11 protein-coding genes are annotated in these 15,299 nt (G+C 71.5%); 6 read left to right on the top strand and 5 right to left on the bottom strand.

What is annotated here, in order from left to right:
- Nucleotides 1-185 precede the first annotated feature (185 nt).
- Nucleotides 186-3,071 (top strand): aminomethyl-transferring glycine dehydrogenase, encoded by a 2,886-nt coding sequence (gene gcvP / locus ABH935_RS00055; protein WP_370376101.1) that lies wholly within the window; start codon nucleotides 186-188, stop codon nucleotides 3,069-3,071.
- 136 nt (nucleotides 3,072-3,207) lie between these two features.
- Here the strand turns inward: gcvP and ABH935_RS00050 are convergent, their stop codons facing one another.
- Nucleotides 3,208-4,503, bottom strand: a complete 1,296-nt coding sequence (locus tag ABH935_RS00050) for an MFS transporter (RefSeq protein WP_370375643.1) — start codon at nucleotides 4,501-4,503, stop codon at nucleotides 3,208-3,210.
- Nucleotides 4,504-4,711: 208 nt separating this feature from the next.
- On the opposite strand from ABH935_RS00050, the gene ABH935_RS00045 reads away from it, so the two are divergent.
- The gene (locus ABH935_RS00045; RefSeq protein ID WP_370375642.1) at nucleotides 4,712-5,461 is read left to right on the top strand and encodes a phosphotransferase enzyme family protein; all 750 of its coding nucleotides are present in this window, start codon (nucleotides 4,712-4,714) and stop codon (nucleotides 5,459-5,461) included.
- On the opposite strand, the gene ABH935_RS00040 is transcribed toward ABH935_RS00045, so the two are convergent.
- From ABH935_RS00040 to ABH935_RS00030, 3 genes are all read right to left on the bottom strand, one after another.
- Complete coding sequence (locus tag ABH935_RS00040) at nucleotides 5,428-6,726, bottom strand: inositol monophosphatase (RefSeq protein WP_370375641.1); 1,299 nt, start codon at nucleotides 6,724-6,726, stop codon at nucleotides 5,428-5,430. The two genes, ABH935_RS00045 and ABH935_RS00040, sit on opposite strands and share 34 nt — an antisense overlap.
- 276 nt (nucleotides 6,727-7,002) lie before the next feature.
- A complete protein-coding gene (locus tag ABH935_RS00035; RefSeq protein ID WP_370375640.1) occupies nucleotides 7,003-7,236 on the bottom strand; it encodes a DUF5999 family protein in 234 nt (77 codons plus the stop codon).
- Nucleotides 7,237-7,610: 374 nt separating this feature from the next.
- Nucleotides 7,611-9,464 (bottom strand): substrate-binding and VWA domain-containing protein, encoded by a 1,854-nt coding sequence (locus tag ABH935_RS00030; RefSeq protein ID WP_370375639.1) that lies wholly within the window; start codon nucleotides 9,462-9,464, stop codon nucleotides 7,611-7,613.
- 124 nt (nucleotides 9,465-9,588) lie between these two features.
- Here ABH935_RS00030 and ABH935_RS00025 point away from each other — a divergent pair, with 124 nt between their 5' ends.
- The 3 genes from ABH935_RS00025 to ABH935_RS00015 all read left to right on the top strand — a co-directional run bounded on the left by ABH935_RS00025 (nucleotide 9,589) and on the right by ABH935_RS00015 (nucleotide 12,641).
- Nucleotides 9,589-11,076: a glutamate-cysteine ligase family protein gene (locus ABH935_RS00025; RefSeq protein WP_370375638.1), complete on the top strand. Its 1,488-nt coding sequence runs from the start codon at nucleotides 9,589-9,591 to the stop codon at nucleotides 11,074-11,076.
- A 374-nt stretch (nucleotides 11,077-11,450) separates the two neighbouring features.
- Nucleotides 11,451-12,251 carry a CPBP family intramembrane glutamic endopeptidase gene (locus tag ABH935_RS00020; RefSeq protein WP_370376100.1) on the top strand — a complete coding sequence of 267 codons (801 nt, stop codon included), beginning with the start codon at nucleotides 11,451-11,453 and terminating at the stop codon, nucleotides 12,249-12,251.
- A gap of 45 nt (nucleotides 12,252-12,296) precedes the next feature.
- Nucleotides 12,297-12,641, top strand: coding sequence for a VOC family protein (locus ABH935_RS00015; RefSeq protein WP_370375637.1), 345 nt, complete (start codon nucleotides 12,297-12,299; stop codon nucleotides 12,639-12,641).
- A 64-nt stretch (nucleotides 12,642-12,705) separates the two neighbouring features.
- Here the strand turns inward: ABH935_RS00015 and ABH935_RS00010 are convergent, their stop codons facing one another.
- Nucleotides 12,706-13,512, bottom strand: coding sequence for a GNAT family N-acetyltransferase (locus ABH935_RS00010; RefSeq protein WP_370375636.1), 807 nt, complete (start codon nucleotides 13,510-13,512; stop codon nucleotides 12,706-12,708).
- A gap of 453 nt (nucleotides 13,513-13,965) precedes the next feature.
- Here ABH935_RS00010 and ABH935_RS00005 point away from each other — a divergent pair, with 453 nt between their 5' ends.
- Complete coding sequence (locus ABH935_RS00005) at nucleotides 13,966-15,117, top strand: tetratricopeptide repeat protein (protein ID WP_370375635.1); 1,152 nt, start codon at nucleotides 13,966-13,968, stop codon at nucleotides 15,115-15,117.
- Nucleotides 15,118-15,299: the final 182 nt, after the last annotated feature.

Below are 15,299 nucleotides of genomic sequence, written 5' to 3'. Positions count from 1 at the left end.
CCTGAGAGGCCACAACAGTGACCGCAGTGCTCACGGATCTGCACGGCGCGGCCGGAGACGACTCCGCCGCCGGTTCCGGTGGTTCGGTGCCGGCCCAGCCCGCGACCGGCCAGGACTCCCACGCCACCACCGCTGCCACCGCCACCACCGCCGCGACTTCCGCCCCCGCCGCCGCGCGCCCCACGCTGGTCGAGCTGGAGCAGAGCTCCCCGTTCGCCGACCGGCACATCGGCCCGGACCCCGAGGCCGCCGGCCGCATGCTCTCCCTGCTCGGCTACGACTCGCTCGACGCCCTGACCGAGGCCGCCGTGCCCGGCTCCATCCGCCTCACCGAGCGCCTCAACCTGCCGCCGGCGCGCTCGGAGTCCGAGGTGCTGACCGAGCTGCGCGACATCGCCGGCCGCAACCGCGTCTTCCGCCCCATGATCGGCCTGGGCTACCACGGCACCTTCACCCCGCCGGTGATCCTGCGCAACGTGTTGGAGAACCCGGCCTGGTACACCGCCTACACCCCCTACCAGCCGGAGATCTCCCAGGGCCGGCTGGAGGCGCTGCTCAACTTCCAGACCGTGGTCGCCGACCTGGCCGGGCTGCCGGTGGCCAACGCCTCCCTGCTGGACGAGGCCACCGCCGCCGCCGAGGCCATGACCCTGGCCCGCCGGTCCACCAAGTCCAAGTCGCACCGCTTCCTGGTCGACGCCGACGTCTTCCCGCAGACCCTGGCCGTGCTGCAGACCCGCGCCGAGCCGCTGGGCATCGAGCTGGCGCTCGCCGACTTGTCGTCCGGCGGGGCAGACGTCGTTCTGCCCGAGGGTGAGTTCTATGGCGTGCTGGTGCAGTACCCCGGCGCCTCCGGCCAGGTCCGCGACCTCAAGGCGATCGCCGCGGCCGCGCACGCGCGCGGCGCGCTGGTCGCGGTGGCCGCCGACATCCTGTCCCTGACCCTGCTCACCTCGCCCGGCGAGGCCGGCGCCGACATCGCGGTCGGCTCCACGCAGCGCTTCGGCGTGCCGCTGGGCTTCGGCGGCCCGCACGCCGGCTACATGGCGGTGCGCGAGAACCTGTCCCGCTCGCTGCCCGGACGCCTGGTCGGGGTGTCCGTGGACGTCGACGGTCAGCAGGCGCTGCGGCTCGCGTTGCAGACCCGCGAGCAGCACATCCGCCGCGAGAAGGCGACGTCCAACATCTGTACCGCGCAGGTGCTGCTGGCCGTGATCGCCGGGATGTACGCGGTGTACCACGGCCCCGAGGGCCTGACCGCGATCGCCCGCCGCACCCACCGCTACACCGCGGTGCTGGCCGCGGGGCTGCGCGAGGCCGGGGTCGAGGTCGTGCCGACCGCGTTCTTCGACACCCTGACGGTGCGGGTGCCGGGCCGGGCCGCCGAGGTGTGGCGCGCGGCGCTGTCCGCGGGCGTGAACCTGCGGCTGGTCGACGAGGACACCGTCGGCGTGTCCTGCGACGAGACCACCGACTGGGCCGACCTGCGGGCCGTGTGGTCGGCCTTCGGCGTCACCGGTAAGGAGGCTTCGGGCGTCCACGAGCTCGACCGCGGCACCGAGGACGCGCTCGGCGAGCACGTGCGCGGCACCGCGTTCCTGACCCACCCGGTCTTCCACGCGCACCGCTCCGAGACCGCGATGCTGCGCTACCTGCGCAAGCTCGCCGACCGCGACATCGCGCTGGACCGGTCGATGATCCCGCTCGGCTCGTGCACGATGAAGCTGAACGCGACCACCGAGATGGAGCCGATCACCTGGCCGGAGTTCGGGGCCATCCACCCCTTCGCGCCGCTGGACCAGGCCTCGGGCTACCTGTCGCTGATCGGGCAGCTGGAGGGCTGGCTGGCCGAGGTCACCGGCTACGCGCGGGTGTCGGTGCAGCCGAACGCCGGCTCGCAGGGCGAGCTGGCCGGGCTGCTGGCCGTGCGCGCCTACCACCGCGACCAGGGGCAGGAGCAGCGCGACGTGTGCCTGATCCCGTCCTCGGCGCACGGCACCAACGCCGCCTCCGCGGTGATGGCCGGCATGCGCGTGGTGGTCGTGGCGGCCCGCGAGGACGGCTCGGTCGACGTCACCGACCTGAAGGCGAAGATCGAGAAGCACCGCGACCAGCTCAGCGTGCTGATGATCACCTACCCCTCGACGCACGGCGTGTTCGAGGAGGAGGTCACCGAGATCTGCGACCTGGTGCACGCCGCCGGCGGCCAGGTCTACGTGGACGGCGCGAACCTGAACGCCATGGTCGGCCTGGCCAAGCCCGGCTCCTTCGGCGGCGACGTCTCGCACCTGAACCTGCACAAGACCTTCTGCATCCCGCATGGCGGTGGCGGCCCGGGCGTCGGCCCGGTCGGCGTCCGCGCGCACCTGGCGCCGTACCTGCCGAATCACCCCCTGCACCCGATCGCGGGGCCGCGTCCCGAGGGTGGCGGCGTCGGCCCGGTCTCGGCGGCGCCGTGGGGCTCGGCGGGCATCCTGCCGATCCCGTGGGCGTACATCCGCCTGATGGGCGCCGAGGGCCTGCGCAGCGCGACGCAGCACGCGATCCTCGCGGCGAACTACGTGGCCAAGCGCCTGTCGGAGCACTACCCGGTGCTCTACACCGGCCCGAACGGCCTGGTCGCGCACGAGTGCATCATCGACCTGCGCCAGATCACCAAGGACACCGGCGTCACCGTCGACGACGTGGCCAAGCGCCTGATCGACTACGGCTTCCACGCCCCGACGATGTCCTTCCCGGTGGCCGGCACCCTGATGATCGAGCCCACCGAGAGCGAGGACCTGGCCGAGCTGGACCGCTTCTGCGACGCGATGCTCGCCATCAAGGGCGAGATCGACCGCGTCGCCGCCGGCGACCTGGACCGCGAAGACAACCCGCTCCGCCAGGCCCCGCACACCGCCGCCACCCTGGTCGGCGACTGGAAGCACGGCTACGAGCGCGCCGAGGCGGTGTTCCCGGCCGGCGTGAACCCGGCGGACAAGTACTGGCCGCCGGTGCGACGCATCGACGGTGCCTATGGGGACCGGAACCTGGTGTGTTCTTGCCCGGCGCCGGAGGCTTTTGAGGGCTGATGGCTTGAGACTGATGGCTTGAGGCTGGTTCGGTGAGCGCGGTGGCGTTCCCGTAAGGCGAACCCTTGGCGCCCCGCAGACCGAGTTCGTGGTCTGCGGGGCGTTTTGGTGTGGGCGTGCGGGCCTCCGACGTGCGTTAGGCGGCCAGGGGCACGGCGTCGCTGTTCGGTTCGAGCGCGTCGAGTGGCTGTGCGGCGGTGCTTCGGGCGCGCCAGGCGCGGGTGAGGGTGGCGGCTAGCAGGACGGGGGCGGCGGCGATGGTGAAGCAGGCGGAGAGGGGGAGGCGGGCCAGGGCTGGGCCCATCGCCGCGTAGCCGGCGGAGGAGCCGGCGTTGAAGGCGTTGTTGACCCACATGCCGGCGCTGGTGCGGGTGTGGGTGGTGGCTAGTTCGTCGGCGACGAGGTAGGTGCAGGTCATCAGGGGGGAGACGAAGACGCCTGAGGCGGTGGTGATAGCGGTCAGGACCCAGACGTTCGGGGCCAGGGCTGCTACAGCCACGCTCAGGCCGAGGGCGGCGGTCAGCAGGGGCAGGCGGGTGCGGTTGGGGACGCGCCAGGCGACGGTGCCGTAGGCGAGGCCGCCGAGGATGCTGCCGACGGACATGCCGGCGTCGGCCCAGGCGATCGCCGACGGTTGGTGGTGCCGCATCGCGAACGCCACGATGGCCAGGCTCTGTGCGCCCAAGCCCAGGCCCAGGCCGGTGGCGGCGAAGACGGGCTCCGCGATGCGGGACAGGGTGCGGCGCTCGTCGCCTCGGCGCCGGCCGGCCCGGCTGATCCGCGACGCGCCAGCGGGCTCGGCGGGGTTGGTGGGGCTGGTGGCAGTGGTCTGTGCCGCGACCGTACTGATCACGGGGGACGTCATCAGCGCCACCGTCCCGACGGCGACCAGCACCGCGCTCAGCAGCACGCCGAACGCCGGGTCCGCGACCAGGATCAGCCCCCCGACCAGCAGCGGCCCGCTGACGCCGATCACCTCCTCGGCGACGGTGTCCAGGCTGAACGCGCGCTGCGTCAGCGCCTGGTCGTCGCCGCACATCGTGCGCCACAGGGTGCGCATCGTCGGGCCGAGCGGGGGAGCCGTGGCACCGGCCGCGAGGGCCAGGGCCTCCAGGAGCCACAGCGGGGCGCCGGGACGCCAGGTGGCGGCGGTCAGGCCCAGCAGCGCGCCGGCGTACGTCAGCGCCAGGGGGAGCAGGGTCGGGCGGATGCCGTGGCGGTCGATCAGCCGGGCACGTACCGGTGCCAGGGCCGCGACCGACAGCGCGAAGACTGCCACCACCGCACCGGCGCGGCCGACCGAGCCGCGGCCGGACGCCAGAGCGAGGGTCAGGGACAGGACGACCGTGCCGTAGGACAGCCGTCCAATGAGAGCCGTGGCGAAAGTGCGCGCGGCAAAGGGCAGGCGGAGTACCGCCAGGTACGAAGACAAGGGAGTGGTTCCTCACCGGGAGATCATGTGCAGGGACACCGACGGACCGCGTCACGGCCGGTGGCCGCGGCGGTCGACATGGGTCCTTACGCACATGAGGTGTGGAACATGGTGCTGAGAATAGCGAACCGCGGCGGCGAAGCGAATCTTTTTGTTCGTGGCCGCTAGCTCGCCGGGTCGAGCCCCAGCGGTGTGGCACGATCTTCGAATGACCGGCGAACCGATGACAGGCGGCGTGAACACCATCCTGCGCATCGGTGACCGCGTCCACCGGCCGGCGGGGGAGTGGACGCCGGTCGTGCACGCCGTGCTGGAGCACCTGGCCGCCAAGAGCTTCCACGGAGCGCCCCGAGCCCATGGCTTCGACGCCGGAGGACGCGAGATCCTCGATTTCGTGCCCGGCGATGTCCCGGGCTCCGAGGCCGTCGTCTCCGACGAAGCGTTGGCCGAGGTCGGAGCCCTGCTGCGCGGCCTGCACGACGCGACCGCCGGCTTCGTCCCGCCGGCCGGAGCCACTTGGTATTTCGAGCCCCGCGAGCCGTCCGAGGTGATCTGCCACGGAGACGTGGCGCCCTACAACACCGTCTTCCGCGACGGCCGTCCGGTGGCGTTCATCGACTTCGACACCGCGCACCCCGCGCCACGCGTCTGGGACGTCGCCTACGCGGCCTACCGCTTCGTCCAACTCGTCGAGGACGGCGCGCCGCCCGAGGAGCAGGCCCGGCGCTTGGCGCTGTTCGTCGACGCCTACGGCCTCGGCGCGCGCGATCGGGCCGTCTTGCTCGACACCGCGATCGCCCGGCTGGAGCACCTGGTCGGCTTCATGCGCAGCCAGGCAGCCGCAGGCCATCCGGCGTTCTCGCAGCACGTCGCCGAGGGCCACGACCGCTACTACCTGGGGAACATCGCGCACATCAAGCGCCTTCAGCAGCTGTTTGCGATGTCCAAGATCTGCTGATGAATGCTCGGGGCGGAGAACAACGCGGTCATGGTGTCGCCGCCCCGGCCCTCTGACAGCTCGCTGTAGGCGCCGCCGGCTTCCCGGACGATCGGCACGAGGGCCGCGACGTCCCAGGGTCCTGCGCCCACGAGCAGGAAGGCGTCGAGCCGGCCGGTGGCGACGAGCAGCGCACCGTGACAGGTCCCGGACCCGGTCGACGGCTTGCGGACGGTGGCCGAGGAGGCAGAAGCGTTCGGGCCGTCCCAGTCCACCGCCGGAACTGTGGTCCGGGCCTGTGCGACCAGGACCGCGGCGAGCCGCCGGTCGTCAGCGCTCAGCCGCGCGGGCGGAGGCCAGATGCCGATGGCGGCGTCCTGAAGGCTGGTGGCGGCTGTGACGGCAAGCCTGGAGGGCGACGAGGGCGACGAGGGCGACGAGGGCGACGAGGGCGGCGAGTCCGTCGGCAGAGCGGCAGTCCAGGCCCCGCCTCCGGGAGCGGCCCACCATCGCCTCCCACAGGCCGGCGCGGAGACCATGCCGAGCACCACGACGCCGCCGTCGGCCAGGGCTATCAGCGTGCCCCACTCGGGCTCGCCGGCCAGGAAACTGGCCGTGCCGTCGATCGGGTCGACGATCCAGCGCCGACGGGACCGGCCGTGCGCGCCGAACTCCTCGCCGAGGAAGGCGTCCGTGGGGCGGGCCTCGTTGATCAGCGTGCGAACGGTGTGTTCGACCTCGTGGTCGGCGGCGGTGACGGGGCTGCCGTCGGCCTTGGCCCGCTGCCAGGCCATGTCGCCGGCGGTGAAGTGGCGCATCGCGATGGCGTCGGCGCGGTCCGCCGCCTGATGGGCCAGCTGAAGGTCGGTGCGGGTGCGGCGCAAAGCGCACAGCACCTCTCGCGAGCGGTCCGGCGTCAGGACTGCCATCAGCTTCCGCAATGCCACGGCCTGCGCGGCGAGGTGTTTCGACAGGGCGCGAAGCGTCTGCGCGGCGCCCGGGACGTCCTGAGCCGATCCCAATCCGCAAGTGACGTAGGCCGCCTCCAGCGCGACGCTCCGAGGCCTCGACCCGGCTTCGCACCGCACGACGAGCCGTGTCGCGACGTCCAGATCGCGGCCGCTGGAATGGTGGAAACCGATCTCGACGCGGAGGTCAGCGCGCTGATAGGAGAGTCCGTGCTCGGTGGGCTCGGGTCCTGCGAAGCCCTCGTTGCCGACCAGGAAGGCGAAACGGAGGGCGCCCTCGGTCCGTACCACCTCGACAGGATCCGCCCCACGCCCCATGCCCCCGATTGTTCCCCAGGGGTGGGCGGTTCACTGATCCACGGGGCGAGCGATCCACGGGGCGAGCGATCGGCGCGTCGAGCCCCGGCGCGGCCTCGAAGGGTGTGTGATCTCGATCGGGGGCGCTGCGGGTCCGACTCTGGCCGGACCCGGATGTCCCCGAGGAGGTCCTTGCTCTGTGGCGAGCTGTGGCGAGCTGTGGCGAGCTGTGGCGAGCTGTGGTGCGCGGAAACGAACTATGGGTCGAGCGGGAACGCGCTGTGGATCGACGCGGCCTCAGGCCGCGAAGCGGTCCGTCGGGCGGTGCGGCGCGATCGCCTGGCCGTCGGGGAGCAGCTCGCCGGTGTCGTCGAACAGCACGATCCCGTTGCACAGCAGCGACCAGCCCTGCTCGGGGTGCGCGACCACGACCAGCGCGGCGTCCCGGTCGCTGGCGGCGGCGCCGGGACAGCAGGGGTGGTGGTGGCACGCGTGCGCGGAGCCGGGTCGGGAGGCGGTCATCGTCGTCATGGTGGTTCTTCTTCGTTCTCGGGGCGGCCTTGCGGCGGGGCCGCCGTGGTGTGGTCTGAACCTTGGTTGGTACCTGTGGTCTGAACCAGTGCTCCTAGTGTCGCGCGTCACACGGCTCAGCGCAGGGAAATCCGGCGAGGTGACTCGGGCATTCGGGGAATGTAGTGCTCTGGTGTGGCGCCGAGGCCCGGTCACGTAGTCACTACTGACTAGACGCGACCGAGCTGTCAGCGGTTCGTCGCTCTGAGCTCTCTTTGAGCTTTCTACTGGTCGGTGTTTGCTCTTAGGGACGGCTTCCCTAAGGGTGATCCTGGGTTATCTGACGGACACCCGGCGTGTCCCCGGATGGCTCATCCGGTGGCTCATCGGGTGGCTCAATGGTCCGACAGTCGGCCCGCGAAGCCGGCGATGACCGCCGAGCCGATGTCCGCCGGCGTGTCGGCGTGCAGCGCCTGGCCGTTCGAGGCCGCGGTGATCCTCGACAGGGTGGTGAGGTCCACGCCGCTGCCCAGCGCCACGATCATGACCCGGACCGGGTGGTTCGGGTTGGCGGTCTTGAGCGCGTTGAGCTTGGCGATGAGCTGGTCGGCGGTCATCGAGTTCAGGCCGTCGTCCTTGCCGTCGGTGAACACCACGATCGCGTTGGACTCGTTGGGCGTCCAGCCGGTCAGCACCGTCTTGTAGGCGTCCAGGATGGTGTCGTAGAGCCCGTTGCGGCTGCCCGGCTGGATCGCGAGCTGCTGCAGCGCCGCGTTCAGCGCCGCGCGCCGGTTCGGGTAATTGCCCACCGGCGCCGACAGCGGGCCCATCGGGACCAGTTCGTTGTGCACCGTGCCGCCGCCGTCGGCGGTGTCCTTGGTGGTGAACGTCCACAGGCCCAGCTGGGAGCTGTCGCCGAACAGCGGCAGCCCGGCCAGGCAGGCCGCGGCCGTGATCTGCAGCCGGGTCAGCGGGGCCTGGGTGTTCGGGTCGACCTGGCCGGCCACGGCCATCCCCATCGAGCCGGAGATGTCCATGACCACCAGGCCGCGGGTCTGCTCGCTGGTCACGTTCCACACCGACAGCGCGGTGCCGGCCGCGGTGTGCGTGGAGTCGGCCGGGGCCAGCGCGGGCACGGCCGGGTTGACGCCGTTCGCGGCGGTCAGGATGCCGGCCGCGGCGCCCTTCGGGTCGCGGAACCCCGCCTTCTGCAGGGTGTTGACGGCCGCGGGGCTCTGCAGCACGCTCTGGAAGTCGGCCGCGGCCTTGGCGTGCGCGGCGTCCAGGTTGGCGCTGGCGGTGTACGGATAGTCCATCATCATCGTGCCCAGACCCGGATCCGCGGGATACAGGGCGACCAGCGGGGTGGCCGGGCTGGCCGTGTTGTAGGCGGCGATCTTCTGCTCGGTGGACGGGAAGGCCGCCACGCCGCCGGCGCCCGCGGCGGTCGCGCCGTCCGACGGCAGGCTGGTGAGCAGCGCGCTCATCGAGCTGGACACCGAGGTGCTCATGACCCGGTAGACCAGCGTGAGGTTCTGCAGAGCCTGCGCCTGCTTGGTCTTGTCGGCCCCGGCCGGGCCCAGGACGGCGGCGCGCAGCATGGTGATCGCGGCGAGACCGGGCCCTGAGGTGGTGGGGTCCGGAACGGCGCTCTGGAGCTTGTTGCTCTTGAAGTTGGCGAGCAGGTCGCTCCAGCCGAACGGCTTGGCGGGCCAGCCGTTCGCGGCGGCCACCGGCTTGGGCATGCCGATCACCAGCGGGCTGGTCGCGATCGGCGTGGGGTTGGCCGCGAGCGTCTTCACGCCGTTGCCGTGCGCGACGTCGATCCACATGCTGCTGTCCGGGATCCACACGTCCGGCGCGCTGGTGACGTCGCCGCCCTTGGCGGTGCCGGCCAGGTACGCCTCCACGGCCGAGGCCTCGGCGCTGGTGACGTTGACGTGCACACAGGGGTCCGCCATCGCGTCGGCGACCGCCTTGACCGCGGTGTAGACGTCGGGGTTGGCGTCCACGTTCAGCGTGGTCGGCGTCCCGCACGAGCTGCTGGAGGCCGGCGGGGTGTTACCGCTGCCGGCGTTGCTCGTGGAGCTGTGCTTCTTGGTGTAGAGCACGTATCCGCCGCCGGCGGCCAGCACGAGCGCCGCCCCGAGCGCCACGAGCCCGGTCGGGAACGACGATCCGCCGGAGCCGCCCCCGCGGCCGCGGGAGGAGTTGCTGGGGCCCTCATAGGACCGGTGCCTGCCTGCCACGGGGGTCACGATCCCTTTCGTTGCTGAATGTCCGACAGTAGTCTGAGTTTCTGAGTTGGTATGTCGGTGTGATGACGGCGTCCCGCGCTACTACTGCGGGCCTGGACGGCAAAGGGGCGCGCCTGTGGGCGAGCGTGTGGTCGCGACCGAATTCACCGGGGCGGATCGGACGAGATTCCGGGAACGGTTGCGCGCAGGCTTCGAAGTGTTCCGCCGCATGCTCGCCGAGGACCGGTTCGAGCGCGGCCGCACGCTGATGGGCGTGGAGCTGGAGCTGGACCTGGTGGACCCGATCGGCCGGCCGGTGATGGTGAACGAGGACGTGCTCGCGCGCATCGCCAGCCCCGACTTCCAGACCGAGCTGGGGCAGTTCAACCTGGAGGTGAACATCGCCCCGCACAAGCTGGTCGGCACGGTGTTCTCCGAGCTGGCCGAGGAGCTGCGCACCTCGCTGGCCTACGCCGACCGCCAGGCGCGCGCCGCCGGCGCCAGGATCCTGATGATCGGCATCCTGCCGACCCTGGACGAGGCGCACATGGTGGTCGAGAACTTCTCCGCCGAGGACCGCTACTTCCTGCTCAACGACGAGATAGCGCAGGTCCGCGGCGAGGACTTCCTGGTCCAGATCGACGGCGTGGAGCGGCTGCGCACCACGTTCGCCTCGATCATGCCGGAGGCCTGCAACACCTCGGTGCAGTTCCACCTGCAGGTCTCGCCGGAGACCTTCGCTCCCGCCTGGAACGCCGCGCAGGCCCTGGCCGGGGTGCAGGTGGCGCTCGGGGCGAACTCGCCGTTCCTGTTCGGCCGGGAGCTGTGGGCCGAGACCCGGATCCCGCTGTTCGAGCAGGCCACCGACTTCCGGGTGGAGGAGCTGGCGGCGCAGGGCGTGCGGCCGCGGGTGTGGTTCGGGGAGCGCTGGATCTCCTCGCCGCTGGACCTGTTCGAGGAGAACCTGCGGTACTTCACGGCGCTGCTGCCGGTGTCCTCCGACGAGGATCCCGAGAAGGTGCTGGCCGAGGGCGGGATTCCGCATCTGCCGGAGCTCAAGCTGCACAACGGCACGGTGTACCGCTGGAACCGGCCGATCTACGACGTGGCCCGCGGCAAGCCGCACCTGCGGGTGGAGAACCGGGTGCTGCCGGCCGGCCCGACGGTCGTGGACGTGCTGGCCAACGCCGCGTTCTTCTACGGCTGCGTGACGGCGATGATGGACGACCCCGACCCGGTGTGGGGGCACCTGGACTTCGACGACGCCGCGCGCAACCTGCACCATGCGGCGCGCTTCGGCCTGGCCGCCGAGCTCGCCTGGCGCCGGGACCGGTACAGCGGCCCGGTTCCGGTGCGGGAGCTGGTGCTCACCGAGCTGCTGCCGGCGGCGCGGCGCGGGCTGGACGCCCTGGGCATCGATCCGCGCGACCGGGACGAGTTCCTGGGGATCATCGAGGGCCGCTGCGTCACCGGACGCAACGGGGCGACCTGGCTGTCCGGGGAGTTCCACCGGCTGGTCGACGGCGAGGGCGTGGAGCGGGCCACGGCCCTGGAGCGGCTGACGATCGCCTATGCGGACCTGATGCTCACCGGCGCGCCGGCGCATACCTGGACGCCGGGCTGAGCCCGGGTCCGGATCGGTTCGCCGCCGCCGCATCGGTGCGCCTTTCATCGGATCTTTCGGTGTGGTCAAGCCCGTGGTCAGAGCTTTAGTCAAGGGGTGTGCGTCCGCATATGCGCCGCTGCTGCGGAACAGTAGTTCGGCCGTGAACCGGCGGACAAGAGACAGCGGGTTTTACCGGTTGTCCGCGCCCACTTTGTTACTTGAAGGTAACGGTGGGTCCGTGCGCGGTGACGTCAGGTCTACCGATCACGCCCGTCGGCCCGATCAGGTCCGTTCAGGTCCGTTCGGACTCGTTCAGCGGTTCGGCTGCGATGATGCGTTACGTCAGTCGAAGACGACGCAGCGGACGAGGGTGAGGAGCCGGCGTGGCGGTGGTGGACGAGGGCGTGGCGCCCACGGGGGGCGGGCCGGTGTCCGAGGCGCGGTGGCGGACGCTGGTGCGGTTCGAGGTCCTGGTGGTGCTGGCGCTGTCGTTCGGCCAGTCCGCGGTGTACTCCTTCGTGTCGATCATCGCGAAGCTGACCGCGAAGCAGGCGCTGAACCAGCAGGCGGCCGGGCTGAACGCCTCGCAGTCCTCGCGGCCCTGGCTGGACTTCACCTACCAGGTGCTCGACCTCGGGTTCAGCGTCGCGATCGTGGCGCTGGTGGCGTACCTGCTGCTGCGGGACAACGCCTCGCTGCGCACGCTCGGGTTCGACCTGGCCGGCGGCTGGCGGGACTGGGCCCGCGGCGCGGTGGTGGCGGCCGGGATCGGCTCGGCGGGGCTGGGGCTTTACGTGGTCGCGCACGCCCTCAACCTCAACGCGACGGTGATCCCGACCACGCTGCCGGACGTGTGGTGGCGGGTGCCGGTCCTGCTGCTGGACGCGTTCCGGAACGGGGTCACCGAGGAGGTCGTGGTCCTGGGGTACCTGCTGCGCCGGTTCGAGCAGCTGGGGTTCTCCCGGACCAGGTCGGAGATCATGTCCTCGCTGGTGCGCGGGTCGTATCACCTTTACCAGGGTTTCGGCGGGTTCGTCGGGAACTTCGTCATGGGGTTGATCTTCTGCCGCGCCTACCGGCGCTGGGGCCGGGTGATGCCGCTGGTGGTGGCGCACGGGCTGATCGACAGCGTGACCTTCGTCGGGTGGCTGTACTGGGCGCACTATCTCGGGATTCCGGGGGCTCCGAAGTGACGCCGGTTCGGCTAACCTGACGCACCGTCAGAGAGGGAGAATGGGATGGCGGACGAGAAGGCCCTGAGCGTGGCGTCGGTGTTCCCGGCGGCGCGGCTGGAGGACGGCGTGCGGTTCCTGGCAGCGGTGCTGGGCATCGAGCCGACCTTCGTGGACGGCGAGCGCTGGGCCCAGTTCGACCTGGGCGGCGCGCGCCTGGCTCTGGCCTCCGGGGCCGAGTCGTCGGGGGCGGCGCAGGTGATGGTGAAGGTCGCGGACGCGGCGGGCACCGCCGAGCGGCTGGCGGCAGCTGGCTACGACGTCGCCGGCCCGGTCGCCGGTCCGCATGAGGTGCGGTTCTCGGTGACCGGGCCGGATGGGTGGTCGGTGGTCGTCTACGAGCCTGTCTGAGGCCCGCTGTCCGGCCGACGGACCTCTGTGAGGCTCGCCGGTCGTGCTACTGGTGCGTCGAGCTCTAAGCCGCCGGAATGGCTGGCGCTTGTACTACCGGGGCGACCGGGGCGGTCTCGACGGTGGTGTCCAGCGGCAGCGGTTCGACCAGGTGCGGCTCGACGGTCGTGACCGCCGGGGCCGGCTCCAGCGTCGGCTCCAGGGCCGCGGTGGTGGCGCGGTCCAGGTAGCGCTGGAGGCGGGCCTCCAGGTTGGCCTTGGCGGCCGGCCACTCGGCGCGGACGATGGAGAACAGGGCGCTGTCGCGCACGCCTCCGTCGGCGGCCGGGAAGTGCGCCCGCTTGATGCCCTCGAACTGCGCGCCCAGGGCGCTGATCGCGGCCCGGCTGCGGGTGTTGCGCACGTCGGTCTTGAGGCTGACGCGGTGCACGTCCCAGGTCTCGAAGGCGTAGGTGAGCATCATCAGCTTGGCCTCGGTGTTGATGCCGGTGCGCTGGGCCGAGGGATGCAGCCAGGTGGAGCCGATCTCGGCGGCGTCCGGGCGGCCGTCCGGATTGACGTGCCCGTGCCGGGGCGGCCAGACCCCGGCCCGCCAGTATTCGAGTTCGCGCAGGCGGGAGGTGCCCACGATGCGTTCCTCGCCGGTCAGCGGATCGATCGCGATGGTGGTGAAGGGGACGGCGACACCGGCGGCGAAGTCCGAGGTCGCCAGGGCCACGTACCGGACGACTGCGTCGTGGTCGCGCGGCACGTAGGTGAAGTCGTACGTGGACCGGTCGGCGGTGGCCGCGAACAGCAAACCGTCGATGTGGTCCGGTCGCATGAGCTCCAGGCGGCACAGGTTGCCGTGGAGCGTGACGGGGGAACGCATGCGCATATCATCCACGACCTGACGGTCTTCGTCGTGCGACACGACAGGTTGGCACTCTTGCGGGGTAACGGCGCAGGTCAGAGCGCTGGTTCGGGCCGCCGCCGAGGGCGCTCGGTGAGGGTCGGCGGCACCCGGCGCCGGCGCGCGCCGACCGAGGCATGTCGCGCGGGTTTCCCGGATACGGCCGGCTGATGTCCGGCGCGTGACGCGCCGGTACTTGAGGCAACGGAACCGGCGCCGTCGCCGGGCTCGGCGAAGGTCCAGGTCGGACGCGCGCGGCCCGCCGCACGGCCGCGGTCCGAACTTGATCCGGTGTGGTGACTGGCGTGCGGCGGGGGTAGTGCCGGATACTCCCGTTGTCGTCCGGTTGTCGGCCGGTGTGATTTTCTTTGCTGGTTCCTCGGCGAGGGTCGCCGGGTGGGGATAGTGGCTCGAATTTTGGGAGAGGCTAGCGTGGCCGAGGTAGAGCAGCAGTTCGGCGGCGGGGCGGAAGAGGCCGACGGGCTCCAGGTCGGTGGCGCCGATGCGGTGACGGAACTGGAGACGCAGGCGCCCTCCGCGGCGTTCGACGCCGACCCGGTGGTGGCCGCGGGGTTCCTGGCCTTCGAGGCCGGAAACCTGGAGGCGGCCGAGGCGGTGTTCGCCCCGGCGGCCGCCGGCGGCACCCGCGCAGCGATGTTCGGCCTGGGCCTGGTGTATCAGGCCCGTGACGACTTCGACCAGGCAGTCCGCTGGTACGCGGCAGCGGCCGAACTCGGCGAAGCCGAGGCCGCGAACAACCTGGGCACCCTCCTGGCGGTCCGCGGCGAGAACGACGCCGCAGTGGCCTGGCTGAGCCAGGCGGTCGCCCTGGGCTCGTCAGAAGCCGCGGTGAACCTGGGACGCATGAACCACTGGGACAACCCGGCCGAGGCCGAGTTCTGGTACCGCCGCGGCGCCGAAGCCGAAGTCGGCTCAGCGATGGCGAACATCGGCGTCCTGGCCCAACGCCGCGGCGACCTGGCCCAAGCCGCCGAGTGGTACCGCAAGGCAGTCGAGGCCGGCGAAGTCCGAGCGGTGAACAACCTGGGCAACGTCCTCCTGATGCAGGGCGAGGTCGAGGAAGCGATGGACTGCTTCAAGCGCGGCGCCGAAGACGGCGACGGCCACGCCCAGGTGAACTTCGCCCTCCTATCCCTAGCCCGCGGCGAGGTCGAGGAGGCACTCTCAGCAGCCGAACGCGGCCGCGAATCCGACGCCCCCGGCGCAGAGGTCGTCTACGGCCAGGTCCTCCTGGCGACCGGCGACCAGCAGGGAGCCGCAGAAGCCTTCCAGCGCGCAATGAACGCCGGCGACCCCTCAGGCGCCTACGCACTCGGCGTCGTAGCAGCCCAAACCGGCGCCCTCATCGACGCCGAACGCCTATTCCTAGCCGCCGCCAACGCCGGCCACGTCCCAGCGATGTGGAACTCCGCCGTCCTGCTCCAGCAGAGCGGGAAGACAGAGGCGGCCCTCCCGTGGTTCGAGGCCGCAGCGGCCGCAGGCCACCCGGAGGCACAGGCGGTGCTGTCGGGCGCCATCTCGGTCCAGCCCGGCGGCGACAACGGAGGCGTGGCGACCGCTTAGGCCTGAACGACACGCGAAGGGCCGGCCCGCGCGGCCGGCCCTTGTGCTTGCCCGGGTTGGTGACGGGCCAGCGCGGCCGGCCACGTGGTTCGTCGTGTCCGACCGGACCATGCGGGGTGTTGGTTCTGGGTCCCTCGCCGCGTCGGCGGGCTCTGCCAACCTGCCCGGTTTGGCGGTGTCAA

The organism is Catenulispora sp. GAS73 (assembly GCF_041262085.1).
Classification (GTDB): domain Bacteria; phylum Actinomycetota; class Actinomycetes; order Streptomycetales; family Catenulisporaceae; genus Catenulispora.
The sequence above is the reverse complement of the archived record's forward strand: the minus strand, read 5'-3'. Positions and strand labels throughout refer to the sequence as shown.